The organism is Klebsiella aerogenes KCTC 2190, from assembly GCF_000215745.1.
Taxonomy (GTDB): Bacteria; Pseudomonadota; Gammaproteobacteria; order Enterobacterales; family Enterobacteriaceae; genus Klebsiella; species Klebsiella aerogenes.
Genome location: NC_015663.1, coordinates 1726596 through 1743527, shown reverse-complemented (window position 1 = coordinate 1743527; position 16932 = coordinate 1726596). Strand labels below are relative to the sequence as shown.

At 55.2% G+C, this 16932-nt stretch carries 12 protein-coding genes, 1 tRNA gene, 2 rRNA genes and 1 riboswitch; of the genes, 4 read left to right on the top strand and 11 right to left on the bottom strand.

Annotated features, from left to right (window positions below; all coding sequences use genetic code 11):
- Positions 1 to 43 precede the first annotated feature (43 nt).
- The 3 genes from EAE_RS08440 to EAE_RS08430 form a co-directional block, all read right to left on the bottom strand.
- Positions 44 to 2948 (bottom strand): 23S ribosomal RNA (locus tag EAE_RS08440).
- Positions 2949 to 3130: 182 nt separating this feature from the next.
- Positions 3131 to 3206: transfer RNA gene (locus EAE_RS08435), tRNA-Glu, on the bottom strand.
- Between the two features lie 85 nt (positions 3207 to 3291).
- A 16S ribosomal RNA gene (locus tag EAE_RS08430) occupies positions 3292 to 4831 on the bottom strand.
- The 16S and 23S rRNA genes sit together here with 1 tRNA gene alongside, the layout of an rRNA operon.
- A 628-nt stretch (positions 4832 to 5459) precedes the next feature.
- Between EAE_RS08430 and purH the strand changes: the two genes are divergently transcribed.
- Complete coding sequence (gene purH, locus EAE_RS08425; protein ID WP_015704020.1) at positions 5460 to 7049, top strand: bifunctional phosphoribosylaminoimidazolecarboxamide formyltransferase/IMP cyclohydrolase; 1590 nt, start codon at positions 5460 to 5462, stop codon at positions 7047 to 7049.
- A 15-nt stretch (positions 7050 to 7064) separates the two neighbouring features.
- Complete coding sequence (purD, locus tag EAE_RS08420) at positions 7065 to 8360, top strand: phosphoribosylamine--glycine ligase (RefSeq protein ID WP_015368805.1); 1296 nt, start codon at positions 7065 to 7067, stop codon at positions 8358 to 8360.
- On the opposite strand, the gene zraR is transcribed toward purD, so the two are convergent.
- Both zraR and zraS read right to left on the bottom strand, forming a co-directional pair.
- Positions 8350 to 9681, bottom strand: a complete 1332-nt coding sequence (zraR, locus tag EAE_RS08415) for a sigma-54-dependent response regulator transcription factor ZraR (protein ID WP_015368806.1) — start codon at positions 9679 to 9681, stop codon at positions 8350 to 8352. The genes purD and zraR overlap by 11 nt on opposite strands.
- Complete coding sequence (zraS, locus tag EAE_RS08410) at positions 9668 to 11053, bottom strand: two-component system sensor histidine kinase ZraS (RefSeq protein WP_015704019.1); 1386 nt, start codon at positions 11051 to 11053, stop codon at positions 9668 to 9670. The genes zraR and zraS overlap by 14 nt, the downstream gene beginning before the upstream one ends.
- Before the next feature lie 260 nt (positions 11054 to 11313).
- Here zraS and zraP point away from each other — a divergent pair, with 260 nt between their 5' ends.
- Positions 11314 to 11751: a zinc resistance sensor/chaperone ZraP gene (zraP, locus tag EAE_RS08405; RefSeq protein WP_015704018.1), complete on the top strand. Its 438-nt coding sequence runs from the start codon at positions 11314 to 11316 to the stop codon at positions 11749 to 11751.
- Positions 11752 to 11754: 3 nt separating this feature from the next.
- On the opposite strand, the gene EAE_RS08400 is transcribed toward zraP, so the two are convergent.
- The 6 genes from EAE_RS08400 to nudC all read right to left on the bottom strand — a co-directional run bounded on the left by EAE_RS08400 (position 11755) and on the right by nudC (position 16114).
- Complete coding sequence (locus EAE_RS08400; RefSeq protein WP_015704017.1) at positions 11755 to 12447, bottom strand: DUF1481 domain-containing protein; 693 nt, start codon at positions 12445 to 12447, stop codon at positions 11755 to 11757.
- A gap of 12 nt (positions 12448 to 12459) precedes the next feature.
- Positions 12460 to 12732: a nucleoid-associated protein HU-alpha gene (gene hupA / locus EAE_RS08395; protein WP_002884342.1), complete on the bottom strand. Its 273-nt coding sequence runs from the start codon at positions 12730 to 12732 to the stop codon at positions 12460 to 12462.
- Between the two features lie 186 nt (positions 12733 to 12918).
- Positions 12919 to 13509, bottom strand: a complete 591-nt coding sequence (locus EAE_RS08390; RefSeq protein WP_015704016.1) for a YjaG family protein — start codon at positions 13507 to 13509, stop codon at positions 12919 to 12921.
- A 42-nt stretch (positions 13510 to 13551) separates the two neighbouring features.
- Positions 13552 to 14223: a deoxyribonuclease V gene (nfi, locus tag EAE_RS08385; protein WP_015704015.1), complete on the bottom strand. Its 672-nt coding sequence runs from the start codon at positions 14221 to 14223 to the stop codon at positions 13552 to 13554.
- A gap of 12 nt (positions 14224 to 14235) precedes the next feature.
- Complete coding sequence (hemE, locus tag EAE_RS08380; protein ID WP_015704014.1) at positions 14236 to 15300, bottom strand: uroporphyrinogen decarboxylase; 1065 nt, start codon at positions 15298 to 15300, stop codon at positions 14236 to 14238.
- 40 nt (positions 15301 to 15340) lie between these two features.
- Positions 15341 to 16114, bottom strand: coding sequence for an NAD(+) diphosphatase (gene nudC, locus EAE_RS08375; RefSeq protein WP_015704013.1), 774 nt, complete (start codon positions 16112 to 16114; stop codon positions 15341 to 15343).
- A 90-nt stretch (positions 16115 to 16204) separates the two neighbouring features.
- Between nudC and EAE_RS08370 the strand changes: the two genes are divergently transcribed.
- Entirely contained in the window at positions 16205 to 16702 is a 498-nt protein-coding gene (locus EAE_RS08370) for an Rsd/AlgQ family anti-sigma factor (RefSeq protein WP_015368814.1), read from the top strand.
- Between the two features lie 52 nt (positions 16703 to 16754).
- Positions 16755 to 16879, top strand: a riboswitch (TPP riboswitch).
- Positions 16880 to 16932 lie beyond the last annotated feature (53 nt).

Here is a 16932-nt window from a genome sequence, read left to right as displayed (position 1 = left end):
GGCTGAAAATCATCTCAAATCGCCAAAACACCTTCGGCGTTGTAAGGTTAAGCCTCACGGTTCATTAGTATCGGTTAGCTCAACGTATCGCTACGCTTACACACCCGACCTATCAACGTCATCGTCTTTAACGTTCCTTCAGGAGACTTAAAGTCTCAGGGAGAACTCATCTCGGGGCAAGTTTCGTGCTTAGATGCTTTCAGCACTTATCTCTTCCGCATTTAGCTACCGGGCAATGCCATTGGCATGACAACCCGAACACCAGTGATGCGTCCACTCCGGTCCTCTCGTACTAGGAGCAGCCCCCCTCAATTCTCCAGCGCCCACGGCAGATAGGGACCGAACTGTCTCACGACGTTCTAAACCCAGCTCGCGTACCACTTTAAATGGCGAACAGCCATACCCTTGGGACCTACTTCAGCCCCAGGATGTGATGAGCCGACATCGAGGTGCCAAACACCGCCGTCGATATGAACTCTTGGGCGGTATCAGCCTGTTATCCCCGGAGTACCTTTTATCCGTTGAGCGATGGCCCTTCCATTCAGAACCACCGGATCACTATGACCTGCTTTCGCACCTGCTCGCGCCGTCACGCTCGCAGTCAAGCTAGCTTATGCCATTGCACTAACCTCCTGATGTCCGACCAGGATTAGCTAACCTTCGTGCTCCTCCGTTACTCTTTGGGAGGAGACCGCCCCAGTCAAACTACCCACCAGACACTGTCCGCAACCCCGATTAGGGGCCAACGTTAGAACATCAAACATTAAAGGGTGGTATTTCAAGGTTGGCTCCACGCAGACTGGCGTCCACGCTTCAAAGCCTCCCACCTATCCTACACATCAAGGCTCAATGTTCAGTGTCAAGCTATAGTAAAGGTTCACGGGGTCTTTCCGTCTTGCCGCGGGTACACTGCATCTTCACAGCGAGTTCAATTTCACTGAGTCTCGGGTGGAGACAGCCTGGCCATCATTACGCCATTCGTGCAGGTCGGAACTTACCCGACAAGGAATTTCGCTACCTTAGGACCGTTATAGTTACGGCCGCCGTTTACCGGGGCTTCGATCAAGAGCTTCTCCTTACGGATAACCCCATCAATTAACCTTCCGGCACCGGGCAGGCGTCACACCGTATACGTCCACTTTCGTGTTTGCACAGTGCTGTGTTTTTAATAAACAGTTGCAGCCAGCTGGTATCTTCGACTGATTTCAGCTCCATCCGCAGGGACTTCACCTACATATCAGCGTGCCTTCTCCCGAAGTTACGGCACCATTTTGCCTAGTTCCTTCACCCGAGTTCTCTCAAGCGCCTTGGTATTCTCTACCTGACCACCTGTGTCGGTTTGGGGTACGATTCAATGTTACCTGATGCTTAGAGGCTTTTCCTGGAAGCAGGGCATTTGTTACTTCAGCACCGTAGTGCCTCGTCATCACACCTCAGCGTTAAAAGGTACCGGATTTACCTGGAACCTCCGCCTACATGCTTAAACCGGGACAACCGTCGCCCGGCTAACATAGCCTTCTCCGTCCCCCCTTCGCAGTAACACCAAGTACAGGAATATTAACCTGTTTCCCATCGACTACGCCTTTCGGCCTCGCCTTAGGGGTCGACTCACCCTGCCCCGATTAACGTTGGACAGGAACCCTTGGTCTTCCGGCGTGCGGGCTTTTCACCCGCATTATCGTTACTTATGTCAGCATTCGCACTTCTGATACCTCCAGCAACCCTCACAGGCCACCTTCGCAGGCTTACAGAACGCTCCCCTACCCAACAACACATAGTGTCGCTGCCGCAGCTTCGGTGCACAGTTTAGCCCCGTTACATCTTCCGCGCAGGCCGACTCGACCAGTGAGCTATTACGCTTTCTTTAAATGATGGCTGCTTCTAAGCCAACATCCTGGCTGTCTGTGCCTTCCCACATCGTTTCCCACTTAACTGTGACTTTGGGACCTTAGCTGGCGGTCTGGGTTGTTTCCCTCTTCACGACGGACGTTAGCACCCGCCGTGTGTCTCCCGTGATAACATTCTTCGGTATTCGTAGTTTGCATCGGGTTGGTAAGTCGGGATGACCCCCTAGCCGAAACAGTGCTCTACCCCCGAAGATGAATTCACGAGGCGCTACCTAAATAGCTTTCGGGGAGAACCAGCTATCTCCCGGTTTGATTGGCCTTTCACCCCCAGCCACAAGTCATCCGCTAATTTTTCAACATTAGTCGGTTCGGTCCTCCAGTTAGTGTTACCCAACCTTCAACCTGCCCATGGCTAGATCACCGGGTTTCGGGTCTATACCCTGCAACTTAACGCCCAGTTAAGACTCGGTTTCCCTGCGGCTCCCCTATACGGTTAACCTTGCTACAGAATATAAGTCGCTGACCCATTATACAAAAGGTACGCAGTCACACCATAAAGGTGCTCCCACTGCTTGTACGTACACGGTTTCAGGTTCTTTTTCACTCCCCTCGCCGGGGTTCTTTTCGCCTTTCCCTCACGGTACTGGTTCACTATCGGTCAGTCAGGAGTATTTAGCCTTGGAGGATGGTCCCCCCATATTCAGACAGGATACCACGTGTCCCGCCCTACTCTTCGAGTTCACAGCCTGTGCATTTTGGTGTACGGGACTATCACCCTGTACCGTCGGACTTTCCAGACCGTTCCACTAACACACAAGCTGATTCAGACTCTGGGCTGCTCCCCGTTCGCTCGCCGCTACTGGGGGAATCTCGGTTGATTTCTTTTCCTCGGGGTACTTAGATGTTTCAGTTCCCCCGGTTCGCCTCGTTAACCTATGTATTCAGTTAACGATAGTGTGACGAATCACACTGGGTTTCCCCATTCGGACATCGCCGGCTGTAACGGTTCATATCACCTTACCGACGCTTTTCGCAGATTAGCACGTCCTTCATCGCCTCTGACTGCCAGGGCATCCACCGTGTACGCTTAGTCGCTTAACCTCACAACCCGAAGATGTTTCACTTCTGATTGCGAAAATTTGAGAGACTCGAACACACATTAACTGTGTGTCGTTTCAATTTTCAGCTTGATCCAGATTTTTAAAGAGCAAATATCTCAAACGTCACCCGAAGATGAGTTTTGAGATATATCGGCACGCGTCTTTCACTCACGAACCAGCAAGTGGCGTCCCCTAGGGGATTCGAACCCCTGTTACCGCCGTGAAAGGGCGGTGTCCTGGGCCTCTAGACGAAGGGGACACTGAAGTCTCAATCGCAAGACGCCTTGCTTCTCTACTTTCATCAGACAATCTGTGTGAGCACTACAAAGGCAGGTTCTTTAAGGTAAGGAGGTGATCCAACCGCAGGTTCCCCTACGGTTACCTTGTTACGACTTCACCCCAGTCATGAATCACAAAGTGGTAAGCGCCCTCCCGAAGGTTAAGCTACCTACTTCTTTTGCAACCCACTCCCATGGTGTGACGGGCGGTGTGTACAAGGCCCGGGAACGTATTCACCGTAGCATTCTGATCTACGATTACTAGCGATTCCGACTTCATGGAGTCGAGTTGCAGACTCCAATCCGGACTACGACATACTTTATGAGGTCCGCTTGCTCTCGCGAGGTCGCTTCTCTTTGTATATGCCATTGTAGCACGTGTGTAGCCCTACTCGTAAGGGCCATGATGACTTGACGTCATCCCCACCTTCCTCCAGTTTATCACTGGCAGTCTCCTTTGAGTTCCCGACCGAATCGCTGGCAACAAAGGATAAGGGTTGCGCTCGTTGCGGGACTTAACCCAACATTTCACAACACGAGCTGACGACAGCCATGCAGCACCTGTCTCAGAGTTCCCGAAGGCACCAAAGCATCTCTGCTAAGTTCTCTGGATGTCAAGAGTAGGTAAGGTTCTTCGCGTTGCATCGAATTAAACCACATGCTCCACCGCTTGTGCGGGCCCCCGTCAATTCATTTGAGTTTTAACCTTGCGGCCGTACTCCCCAGGCGGTCGACTTAACGCGTTAGCTCCGGAAGCCACGCCTCAAGGGCACAACCTCCAAGTCGACATCGTTTACGGCGTGGACTACCAGGGTATCTAATCCTGTTTGCTCCCCACGCTTTCGCACCTGAGCGTCAGTCTTTGTCCAGGGGGCCGCCTTCGCCACCGGTATTCCTCCAGATCTCTACGCATTTCACCGCTACACCTGGAATTCTACCCCCCTCTACAAGACTCTAGCCTGCCAGTTTCGAATGCAGTTCCCAGGTTGAGCCCGGGGATTTCACATCCGACTTGACAGACCGCCTGCGTGCGCTTTACGCCCAGTAATTCCGATTAACGCTTGCACCCTCCGTATTACCGCGGCTGCTGGCACGGAGTTAGCCGGTGCTTCTTCTGCGAGTAACGTCAATCGCCAAGGTTATTAACCTTAACGCCTTCCTCCTCGCTGAAAGTACTTTACAACCCGAAGGCCTTCTTCATACACGCGGCATGGCTGCATCAGGCTTGCGCCCATTGTGCAATATTCCCCACTGCTGCCTCCCGTAGGAGTCTGGACCGTGTCTCAGTTCCAGTGTGGCTGGTCATCCTCTCAGACCAGCTAGGGATCGTCGCCTAGGTGAGCCATTACCCCACCTACTAGCTAATCCCATCTGGGCACATCTGATGGCATGAGGCCCGAAGGTCCCCCACTTTGGTCTTGCGACGTTATGCGGTATTAGCTACCGTTTCCAGTAGTTATCCCCCTCCATCAGGCAGTTTCCCAGACATTACTCACCCGTCCGCCGCTCGTCACCCGAGAGCAAGCTCTCTGTGCTACCGCTCGACTTGCATGTGTTAGGCCTGCCGCCAGCGTTCAATCTGAGCCATGATCAAACTCTTCAATTTAAGTTTGATGCTCGTGAATTAAACTTCGTAATGAATTACGTATGTTCACTCAGAGACTTGGTATTCATTTATTGTCCGAAGACATTAAGAATCCATGTCACTTTGAGTGCCCACACAGATTGTCTGATAAATTGTTAAAGAGCAGTTGCGACGCGCTTTAGCGCTCTGTCGCGAGGTGGCGTATATTACGCTTTCCTCTTTCAGAGTCAACCCTGAATTTCAGAATTTTTCTCTTCAACCGAACCGGCTGTTTGTGTGAAGTGATTCACATCCGCCGTGTCGATGGAGGCGCATTATAGGGAGTTCTCGAACGCCTGCAATAGAAAAATTGCAGAAAAATGACTGACTGCTGCATTCCCCAGCAAAACCCCGCTTTATACCCTTTTACACACAGAATTATCCACAGGAGCATGGCCAAAGAGGGCTCAAACCCCGCTACATCCACTGCCACATAAGGAGAGATTCATCGACTGAAAGAGAAAGATAAAAATTCGCGAGCGTTGCGCAAACGTTTTCGTTACAATGCCGCGCTATGACACGGATGCCCGGTTGGGTGCGTTAGGTGAGTTTTTAGGCAAAAACTCACCTAACGCTCTCTGTAATGTTCAAATCCTGGGGATTTAATACCATGCAACAACGTCGTCCAGTCCGCCGCGCTCTGCTCAGTGTTTCTGACAAGGCCGGTATCGTCGAATTCGCGCAGGCGCTTTCCGCTCGTGGTGTCGAGCTGCTGTCCACCGGCGGCACCGCTCGCCTGCTGGCAGATAAAGGCCTGCCGGTTACCGAAGTCTCTGACTACACCGGTTTCCCGGAAATGATGGATGGACGCGTGAAGACCCTGCATCCGAAAGTACACGGCGGCATCCTCGGTCGTCGCGGTCAGGATGACGGTATCATGCAGCAACACGGTATCGCGCCTATCGATATGGTTGTCGTTAACCTTTATCCGTTTGCCCAGACCGTCGCTCGTGAAGAGTGTTCGCTGGAAGACGCGGTGGAAAACATCGATATCGGCGGCCCGACCATGGTGCGCTCTGCGGCGAAGAACCATAAAGACGTCGCCATCGTGGTTAAGAGCAGCGACTACGACGCCATCATTAATGAGATGGACGCCAACGAAGGTTCCCTCACGCTGGACACCCGCTTCGACCTCGCCATTAAAGCCTTCGAACACACCGCCGCTTACGACAGCATGATCGCTAACTACTTCGGTAGCATGGTTCCGTCCTATCACGGCGAAAGCAAAGAAGCCGCTGGCCGCTTCCCGCGTACCCTGAATCTGAACTTCATTAAGAAGCAGGATATGCGCTACGGCGAAAACAGCCACCAGCAGGCTGCCTTCTATATAGAAGAGAATGTAAAAGAAGCCTCCGTGGCTACCGCCACCCAGCTGCAGGGCAAAGCGCTCTCCTATAACAATATTGCCGATACCGATGCGGCGCTGGAATGCGTGAAAGAGTTTAACGAGCCGGCCTGCGTTATCGTTAAGCATGCCAACCCGTGCGGCGTTGCCGTCAGCGACTCGATCCTCGACGCCTACGATCGCGCATACAAAACCGACCCAACCTCCGCGTTCGGCGGCATCATCGCCTTTAACCGCGAGCTGGATGCTGAAACCGCGCAGGCGATCATCTCTCGCCAGTTCGTCGAAGTGATCATCGCGCCATCCGCTAGCGAAGAAGCGCTGAAAATCACCGCCGCTAAGCAGAACGTCCGCGTACTGGTCTGCGGCCAGTGGGATGCTCGCGTCGCGGGTCTCGATTTCAAACGTGTCAATGGCGGCTTGCTGGTTCAGGACCGCGATCTCGGTATGGTCACCGCGGGCGAACTGCGCGTGGTTAGCAAACGTCAGCCGAGCGAGCAAGAGCTGCGCGATGCGCTGTTCTGCTGGAAAGTGGCGAAATTCGTCAAATCCAACGCCATCGTTTATGCCAAAGATAATATGACCATCGGTATAGGCGCCGGTCAGATGAGCCGCGTCTACTCAGCGAAAATTGCCGGGATTAAAGCCGGTGACGAAGGTCTGGAAGTGAAAGGTTCCGCCATGGCCTCTGACGCTTTCTTCCCGTTCCGCGATGGTATTGATGCCGCAGCCGCAGTAGGCATCACCTGCGTTATCCAACCGGGCGGTTCTATCCGCGACGAAGAAGTAATTGCCGCCGCGGACGAACATGGTATCGCCATGATCTTCACCGACATGCGCCACTTCCGCCATTAATTCACGGAGCAGCAGATGAAAGTATTAGTAATCGGCAACGGCGGGCGCGAACACGCGCTGGCCTGGAAAGCGGCCCAGTCGCCGCTGGTTGATACCGTCTATGTCGCGCCGGGCAATGCGGGTACCGCGCTGGAGCCGGCGCTGCAAAACGTCGCCATCGGCGTCACCGATATTCCGGCCCTGCTACGCTTCGCGCAGGATGAGAAAATCGATCTGACGATCGTGGGTCCGGAAGCGCCTCTGGTCATTGGCGTAGTAGACGCATTCCGTGCCGCAGGGCTCGCCATCTTCGGGCCAACCGAAGGCGCCGCGCAGCTGGAAGGTTCAAAAGCCTTCACCAAAGATTTCCTCGCTCGTCATCATATCCCGACGGCGGAATACCAGAACTTCACCGAAGTTGAGCCTGCGCTGGCTTATCTGCGGGAGAAAGGCGCGCCGATCGTCATCAAAGCCGACGGTCTGGCGGCAGGTAAAGGCGTTATCGTGGCGATGACCCTTGAGGAAGCCGAAGCGGCGGTCAAAGATATGCTGGCCGGTAACGCCTTTGGCGATGCAGGCCACCGCATCGTGATTGAAGAGTTCCTAGATGGCGAAGAAGCCAGCTTTATTGTCATGGTCGACGGCGAGCACGTCCTGCCGATGGCCACCAGCCAGGATCACAAGCGCGTCGGCAACGGCGATACCGGCCCGAACACCGGTGGTATGGGCGCTTACTCCCCGGCACCGGTGGTTACTGATGAAGTCCATCAGCGCACCATGGAGCGGATTATCTGGCCAACCGTTAAAGGTATGGCCGCTGAAGGTAACACCTATACCGGTTTCCTGTATGCCGGTCTGATGATCGACAAGCAGGGCAATCCGAAGGTTATTGAGTTCAACTGCCGTTTTGGCGATCCGGAAACCCAGCCGATCATGCTGCGCATGAAATCCGATCTGGTAGAGCTGTGCCTTGCCGCCTGCGCGGGCAAGCTGGACGAGAAAACTTCCGAGTGGGATAACCGCGCTTCGCTGGGCGTCGTGGTTGCCGCCGGTGGCTATCCGGGCAGCTACAACACGGGCGATGAGATCCACGGCCTGCCGCAGCAGGAAGCCGCAGACGGTAAAGTCTTCCATGCCGGCACCAAACTGGCAGACGACCAGCGCGTGGTCACCAACGGCGGGCGCGTGCTGTGCGTGACCGCGCTGGGTGACACCGTGGCTCAGGCGCAGCAGCGCGCCTATGAACTGCTGACCGATATTCACTGGGACGGCAGCTTTAGCCGTAACGATATCGGCTGGCGCGCCATCGCGCGTGAGAAAACTAACGGCTGAGTTTTGCCAGAAGCGTTTTACGCGTAATGCCTAACTGACGGGCGGCTTCAGTTTTGTTGCCGCCCGTTTTTTCCAGCGCCGACAGTATGACTTCTTTTTCAACTTCCACTAATGGCTGAATCAGCGCCTCATCGTTGCCAGTGACCGGCAGCGGCGCGCCCGCTATCGCCAACGGCAGTTCACGCTCGGAAATGTAGTCTCCGGTCAGCAGCACCACCGCCCGCTCCACCGCATTTTCCAGTTCGCGGATATTCCCCGGCCAGTCGTAGTGAATCAACAGGTCCATCGCCTGCGGCGTAAATCCCTGCACCGTTTTGCGATTGCGTTCGGCGTAGCGCTTAAGAAAATGCTGCGCCAGTTGCGGAATATCTTCACGCCGCTGACGCAGCGGCGGCATATCAATAGTTACGACATTCAGGCGGTAATAGAGATCCTGGCGAAAACGCCCGGCGCTCACCTCCTCCGCCAGATTACGATGGGTGGCGGCGATTAGCCGCACATCGACAGAAAGCGTCTGATTACTGCCCACGCGCTGCACTTCGCGTTCCTGAATCGCCCGCAGCAGACGCACCTGCATCAGCGGCGAGATATCGCCAATTTCATCAAGGAACAGCGTGCCGCCATCCGCCTCGACAAAACGCCCTTCCCGCCGCCGTTCCGCGCCGGTAAAAGCTCCTTTTTCATGGCCGAACAGCTCGGATTCCAGCAGCGACTCATTGAGCGCTGCGCAGTTTAGCGTCACCAGCGGCTTGTCGCGGCGCTCGCTGCAGGCGTGGATGGCGCGCGCCACCAGTTCTTTACCGGTTCCCGATTCGCCGCAGATCAGCACCGTCGCGTCCGAGGGCGCCACCAGCGTAATATTGTTGATAAGCGCCTGCATTGCCGGGCTTTCGCCAATCATGCCCCATCGTAAATCTGACGAGGCGCTGAGATCGCTCTCGCTCTGCCGGGTGTGCGCCAGCGCCTGAACCAGCGTCTGCTGTAGGGTGTCAAAATCCAGTGGCTTGATCAGATAATCCAGCGCGCCGGACTTAATAGCCTCCACCGCCGTGCCGACGCTGGAGAATGCCGTCATGATTAATACCGGAATCGCCGGGTTATAGGCTTTGATCTCTTTTAATGTCGCGATACCGTCCATCTCCGCCATGCGGATATCGCACAGCACCAGATCGAAGACCTGCTGATGGATCTGCTCCAGCGCCTGCAGGCCGTTGTGGGCTAACGCCACTTGATAGCCCCAGCCACGCAGTAGCGCCTGCAGAATCGTGCAGTGGCTGACGTCATCATCGACAACCAGAATCTGTACTTTATCGCTGCTCATCTTCCCTCCGTTGAGCATCCACTGGTAGCCAAAGCGTAAATATCGCTCCGGCTCCCGGCTGGCTTTCAGCGCGGATCGTCCCGCCATGTTGTTCGATAATATTCTGTACCACCGCCAGCCCCAGCCCTGTGCCGTCCGCCTTGGTGGTGAAATAAGGAGTGAAGATGGCCTGCAGCTCTTCATCGCTCATCCCCTTACCGCTATCCTTGACGACAATTTTCACACGTTGCCGATCGGCTTCGCTTGCCGATACGTGAATGACGCCGTCGCGGCCAATAGCCTGCATCGCATTCAGATACAGATTCAACAGCACCTGGTTCAGACGGTCGGGGTCGGCTTTAATCGAGGTTAATTCAGGGCGCGGAGTAAATTGCAGTTCGATCCCGCGACTCTGCGCATCCTGGCTTACCAGCTGCAATGAGTGATGGATAAGCGCGTTAATATCGACCGACTGGTAGTTTAAATGGGCAGGGCGAACCAGCTCCAGCAGTTCACTGACGACCCGGTTCAGGCGGTCGGCCTCTTTCGCCATCACCAGCGCTAACTCCTGCGCCTCGCCGCCCGGCGGCGTACGCTCGGCAAAATACTTTGCCAGTCCTTTAATCGAAGAGAGCGGGTTGCGGATCTCATGCGCGACGCCAGCCGCCAGATGCCCAAGGGCCATCAGTTTTTCTTTGCGGGCCATCGCCTCCTGTAGCTGCTGACGTGAACGACGGTAACGGCGGAACCAGAACTGAGCGAGGATCGTCGCGACGATGACCAGCGCCGCGGCCACCAACATGATCATCATGTTACGCAAGCCGCGAGCCTGCGCCGCATCCAGCTCACGGCTATCAAAGGCGATAAAAATCACCTGTGGAACATTGGGCTGAGCCAGCGCGCTATTGCAGCGCTTCATCATTCCCATATGGTGACCACGAGCAGGGTTGAGCGGGCGGAACTGGCGATAAATCTCCAGCGCCGGTTGCGGCTCGGCAAGCCGGCGCCAGCGCTCCTGTTCGCCCACCTTGAGTTCACGCATTTGCGCAGGACTGTACAGCGCGGTATCCACCTGTTGCGGATCGCTGTGGGCGATAATCTTACCGTTTTCATCGGTCACCGCGAACCACAGCACACCGGGCTGCCAGGCCATCTCCTCCAGCAACGCCTGCAGCTGCGCGTGATGCATTCGCATCCCCATGCCGACACGCGTGCCGGACTCCAGGGCGCGGATCAGCACACTCCCCTTTTCTTCGATGTTTTGCCGGGCGGCGGCGGTCTCCCGACCATAATCGCGGACGATCATCGCGGAAAACAGGAGAACTAACAGGACGACCGTGCCGGTCAGTAACCAGCTCAGGGAGTCCCGGAAGCATGAAGTAATGCGCAGCATGGGCGGGTCCTTATCGTGTCCTTATTCGCTATCGGAAGGATCCATCAGCAGAAATCATGCCATTTTTCCATACCGTGAAACCTGTCCTCAGACATATCGCTGGTGATTTAGCGAGTAAAAATGACTCGCTGTCACCAGCCGCAACGGGTCATTTTTACTCGCCAGAGTCACGTTTGCCGCGGGCCGGCCGGTATTGACGCGCTTTTTCAGGCTGGCATGGAAGATGCAACACCGAGAGAAACCACACAGGAGATCACGCCATGAAACGGAAACCGACTTTATCCCTCATCTTCGCGGCGATTGCCGCACTGACCTTTGGCAGTAACGCGGCCTGGGCTGGACATCACTGGGGCTACAATAACGGAATGGGCGCGCAGGGTTACAGCCAGCTCACCCAGGAACAGCAAGCGACCGTACAGAAGCTACATGACAATTACTATGCGCAGACCAGCGCCCTGCGCCAGCAGCTGCAGTCCAAACGCTACGAGTACAATGCGCTGCTCACCGCGCAGAAACCGGAAAGCGGAAAAATTGAGGCTGTGGCGAAGGAAATGGAAACATTAAGCCAGCAGCTGGATCAGCAGCGGGTAAAATTTGATATCGCCCTGGCTGAAGCAGGCGTTCCTCGCGGCGCGGGTATGGGTTACGGCGGCTGCCGCGGTAATGGCGGTGGTCATATGGGCATGAACCACTGGTAAAACTCAGAACGATTTTTCGCTCGGCTGCCAGGTACAGAAGTTTTCGTTAGCCACCAGCAGCAGCTGAGCGCCTTCCGGTGCTTCCAGCCACGCCACGCTCACTTCTACGGAGGAGTGATTCTGGCGGCGTTCAATATGCGCTAATGCCCGCTCATCAAGGTCAGGCTTCACGGTCTGGCCTTCACAGGTAGTCACGGTACGATCGGCATGCCAGCGCCCCTGACGTAATACCACCCGTCCTTGACGCAAGGCGTCACTGGTTTCGCGGATTTGCTGCGCCCGATAGCGGTACAGCGCGACTTGGTCGTTCGAAAGCTGCTGTTTTTCACCATCTACTTCACGCTGCATAAAGCTTAGCTCGCCCTGGGCGTCAAAGCGGGCGCGAATATGTTCCGGCGGTTTACCGTATACGTTGAGCTCAATAAGCGTTAGTTGGCCATCCTGCCAGCGGTACTCGCTGGTTGAGGTGTCGCCGCGGTGCCACGGACTAAAGGCGGCAAGCAGGTGCACTTCATCGCCGGCATCTTTGCGCCAGATGCGCATGGCGCCCTGGTTATCGGCGTAGCCGCTGGCGGTGAAAGGAGGAAGAGAAGAATCGTGACTGCAGGCAGTGAGCAATAGCGCGCCTGCCAGCGTCAGCGTGCGACGCCAGTTAGACAAAAGGGGCTTAAAAGCCCCTTCGTTAAAACTGGACACTGCCACGCGGTCTTACTTGACTGCGTCTTTCAGCGCTTTGCCAGAAACAAATGCTGGCACGTTAGCTGCAGCGATTTTGATTTCTTTACCGGTCTGCGGGTTGCGGCCAGTACGCTCAGCACGGTGGTTCACTTTGAAGGTACCGAAACCAACCAGTTGAACAGCATCACCTTCTTTCAGAGACTCGGTAATTGCAGCCAGGGTGGATTCCAGGGCAGCTTTTGCCTGTGCTTTAGACAGGTCAGCTTTGTCCGCAATTACATCAATCAGTTGAGTCTTGTTCATAAGTTATCCTTACAATGTGTTTATCGCTTGCTAAGCATCGAGTGCGACGGAAATGCCAGAAAAGCACTCTCCTGCATACACGCACCGATAGCCACTTTTTTTCGCCCCCCAAATGTAGACCAGACAGGGGGCGGAATGGAAGTCTTCAGACGCTACAATTCAGGCGGTAAATCACGTTTTGTGGTCTCATTGCTGAAAATTTATACCAATATTGCTCTCGCCGGCCTCTCGCAGGTCTGCACGCAGCCCTTTAATCAGTTCAAGATCGCGTTCTTCGCAGTCGGCCAACAGGCGGAAAATCTCCCACTGAATGTCCCATTCTTGTTCAACCGCCGGGTTGGCTCTGAGCTCTTCATCGGTCATTTCGCGACCTTCCTGAGTCATTTCCAGCATCGCGACGGTAGTAATAGAAGTCTTACTGACCTCGATAGCATGTTCCAGCGTTTCACCGCTCAGGCGTGAGTGGATTAATTCGCTCAGCGCGACGCAGGCATCGATAGCCGGATAGACGCCGTACATGTCGTAGTCATCCGCGGACGGAATCGCCTCTTCCAGCTTTTCCAGCTGACTGTCGAAATTCACCTTCGCATCTTTTACCGTCAGCGTTTCCCAGATCAGGTCAAGGATACGACGATATAACTGGCCGTCGCCGAACTCGGTTTGCTTGCAGAACATGGCGTAGTTAGGGTACATACGCTCGCACAGGCAGGCCATAAAGGTGACGTGCTGCCAGCTCTCCAGTTTCTCCAGGCGCAGGTGAATCGGGTTTTGTAACATGATGAATTCTCGAAGTCAGAAATTAGGCGCAGTGTACCTGAATCAGCCGTGATTTGCTTGCCAACGCACAAAGGAAGGCCGACGGGATGCCACGGCATCGGCCCAGCGCGTCGGCTCGGGTAGACGATAGCCCTGCATACAACGTTCCACCCACATTAACGCGCTATCGATACCCACGCGGTGGCCCGTACTGATAAACAACGGGTTGCAGCGTGCTTTGCTGCGCCAGACCCAGGCCAGCTGATCGCCTTTGTCGATTAATGGCGCCAGCGCGCCGGGCTCAGCGCCAAGCGGTTCAAACTTGCCGCATAAACGTTTTTTCGCTACGCCAATCGTTGGCACATCAACCATCAGGCCAAAATGGCTGGCGACGCCAAGCCGCCGGGGATGTGAAATACCGTGCCCGTCGACGAACAACAGATCGGGCTTTTGCGATAGCTGTTGCCACGCCGCCAGCAGCGCGGGGGTCTCACGAAAGGAGAGAAAGCCGGGGATGTACGGCATCGTGGTGGCGACGCGCGCCACCTGATATTCCACCAGCTCAAGCCCCGGATAAGTTAGCAGCACCATTGCAGCCCGGGTAATTTCCCCCTCCTGCTCAAACCCCACATCGGCGCCGCCGATCAGCACCGGCGGGTCGCGATCCAATCGGTCCGCACGTTCTACCGATGCGGCTAAAGATTGCTGTTGGGTCCGTAGCGCAGCTAAATCCATCATGCTTATCTCCTATTGGTGATATTGCGCGGAGAGACGATGCACCGCCTCAACAAAGACTCCTGCATGCTGTGGGTCGACGTCCTGATGGATGCCGTGGCCAAGGTTAAAGACATGGCCTTCGCCCTGGCCGAAGCCGGCGAGAATGTTCGCCACTTCGTCTTCAATGCGGGCGGCAGGGGCATAAAGCATCGACGGGTCCATATTGCCCTGCAGCGCCACTTTGTGGCCTACGCGACGGCGAGCATCGGCAATATCGGTGGTCCAGTCGAGACCCAGCGCATCGCAGCCGGTCTCCGCCATCGCTTCCAGCCATTGTCCGCCGCCTTTGGTGAACAGCGTTACCGGTACGCGACGGCCTTCGTTTTCCCGCAGCAGGCCATCGACGATTTTATGCATATAGTAGAGCGAGAACTGCTGATAGTCGCGGCCGGTCAACACGCCGCCCCAGGTGTCGAAAATCATCACCGACTGCGCGCCCGCTTTGATCTGCGCGTTCAGATACAGGGTGACGCTTTTCGCCAGCTTATCCAGCAGCGCGTGCAGCGCCTGCGGTTCGGCGTACATCATCTTTTTGATGACGGTAAAGGCTTTGCTGCTGCCGCCTTCGACCATATAGGTCGCCAGCGTCCACGGGCTGCCGGAAAAACCAATCAGCGGTACTTCGCCTTTCAGTTCACGGCGAATGGTGCGCACGGCGTTCATCACGTAGCCTAATTCTTGTTCCGGGTCCGGCACCGGCAGTTTGTCGACGTCGGCTTTGCATTTCACCGGCGAGGTGAAGCGCGGGCCTTCGCCAGCTTCAAAGTACAGCCCCAGCCCCATCGCATCCGGAATCGTCAGGATGTCCGAAAAGAGGATCGCCGCATCCAGCGGGTAACGGCGCAGCGGCTGTAGCGTTACTTCGCAGGCCAGCTCGGCATTTTTACACAGCGACATGAAATCGCCCGCTTGCGCGCGGGTGGCTTTGTATTCCGGGAGATAGCGGCCCGCCTGGCGCATCATCCACACCGGGGTGACATCAACCGGCTGGCGCAGCAGCGCGCGCAGGTAACGATCGTTTTTCAGTTCGGTCATTTTTACATTCCTTTAGCGTTGATGCGCCCAGTGTAACATGTCACTCGTACTCTGCCCGACACATCGCCACCGTATCTTCGATCAGGCGTCGCGCCACCGTGCCCGACGGCGGCAGTAGCGGCAAATCGTCATAGCGATACCACTCTGCGCTCAGCAGCTCTTTCTTATCCACGACAATATCGCCGCTATCGTATTCAGCCATAAAGGCGGTCATCAATGATTGCGGGAAGGGCCACGGCTGGGAGGTCACATAGCGCAGGTTTTTCACCTTAATACCGCTCTCTTCCATCACTTCGCGGGCGACCGCCTGCTCAAGGGTTTCACCCACTTCGACAAACCCGGCCAACACCGTATGGACACCATTACGATGGCGGGTATGCTGTGCCAGCAGAATTGAATCGTCGCGACGAATGGCAACGATAATGCAGGGGGCAATTTGCGGATAATAGCGCTCGCGGCAGTGGCCGCACAGCATCGCCCACTCGGTTTTACTGACATGCATCGGGTGACCGCAGTAGCCGCAGAATTTATGCGATCGATAAAACTCGGCCAACTGGATCCCGCGCCCTGCTAACTGGAAAAGCCCAGGATCCTGATCCAATACCTGGCGCAGCGATCCCATATCACGGCGACGATCCTGACGCACCAGCCACACCGCTTCGCCTTGCCACTCGCCGAGATGTAGCGCGCGTTCACCGACAAGATCAAAATTTACCGCTTCGCCATGTGGTAATTCCCCTGCGGGAAGCCATAATTTTTGTTCGTGACTGACGATCCACCAGCCGCGATCTAATTTTTCAATAATACGATCCATATCTATTGCGCTACCTTCGTTTTACTGGCACTTTTAACATTATATTTACATTTGCTGAGCAACGTTATTTTTAATCTTGCGGAGTCAATCATGTTAAACCAGCTGGAAAACCTGACGGAACGTGTTGGAGGCAATAACAAACTGGTCGATCGCTGGCTGCTTGTGCGTAAGCATTTGCTCGTGGCTTACTACAACCTGGTTGGCCTGAAACCCGGCAAAGAATCCTTTATGCGGCTTAATGAAAAGGCGCTGGATGACTTTTGCCAAAGCCTGGTGGATTACCTCTCATCCGGTCATTTTAATATTTATGAACGTATTATCGGAGAAATGGAAGGGAGTACCCCTCTTTTAGCCGCCACCAAAATCTACCCGCAGCTGGAAGCCAATACCCAGCAGATGATGGACTACTACGATACCTGCCTCGAAAACGCCATCGATCATGATAACTATCTCGAATTTCAGCAGGCGCTGTCAGATATCGGCGAATCGTTGGAGGCGCGCTTCGCGCTTGAGGACAAGCTGCTGGCGCTGGTCGTCGCTCACGATCAGAAAGACAACGTTGGCGACAATATCGCGCCGACCGCTTGAGTTGTGAACCGTTAACGAGTAATTTACATACATTATCCCTCTGCGGAGGGATTTCATCTTGTCGGAGTGCCTATTTTCCACGCGAACGCTGAAGTGGAAAAGGCTGAGACCGTTTATTCGGGATCCGCGGAACCTGATCAGGCTAATACCTGCGAAGGGAACAAGAGTAAACTGCTGGTCGCACCTGCCCGTTCCGGGCTGGTCGCATCTGTTACTCCATCCGTCGTCTG

What these genes read in the sequence shown, in the direction of transcription:
- hupA (WP_002884342.1), bottom strand. Translation starts at nt 12,732, where the DNA reads ATGAACAAGACTCAACTGATTGATGTAATTGCGGACAAAGCTGACCTG.
- zraR (WP_015368806.1), bottom strand. Translation starts at nt 9,681, where the DNA reads ATGAGCAGCGATAAAGTACAGATTCTGGTTGTCGATGATGACGTCAGC.
- EAE_RS08370 (WP_015368814.1), top strand. Translation starts at nt 16,205, where the DNA reads ATGTTAAACCAGCTGGAAAACCTGACGGAACGTGTTGGAGGCAATAAC.
- purD (WP_015368805.1), top strand. Translation starts at nt 7,065, where the DNA reads ATGAAAGTATTAGTAATCGGCAACGGCGGGCGCGAACACGCGCTGGCC.
- nfi (WP_015704015.1), bottom strand. Translation starts at nt 14,223, where the DNA reads ATGGATTTAGCTGCGCTACGGACCCAACAGCAATCTTTAGCCGCATCG.
- EAE_RS08390 (WP_015704016.1), bottom strand. Translation starts at nt 13,509, where the DNA reads ATGTTACAAAACCCGATTCACCTGCGCCTGGAGAAACTGGAGAGCTGG.
- purH (WP_015704020.1), top strand. Translation starts at nt 5,460, where the DNA reads ATGCAACAACGTCGTCCAGTCCGCCGCGCTCTGCTCAGTGTTTCTGAC.
- nudC (WP_015704013.1), bottom strand. Translation starts at nt 16,114, where the DNA reads ATGGATCGTATTATTGAAAAATTAGATCGCGGCTGGTGGATCGTCAGT.
- zraP (WP_015704018.1), top strand. Translation starts at nt 11,314, where the DNA reads ATGAAACGGAAACCGACTTTATCCCTCATCTTCGCGGCGATTGCCGCA.
- hemE (WP_015704014.1), bottom strand. Translation starts at nt 15,300, where the DNA reads ATGACCGAACTGAAAAACGATCGTTACCTGCGCGCGCTGCTGCGCCAG.
- zraS (WP_015704019.1), bottom strand. Translation starts at nt 11,053, where the DNA reads ATGCTGCGCATTACTTCATGCTTCCGGGACTCCCTGAGCTGGTTACTG.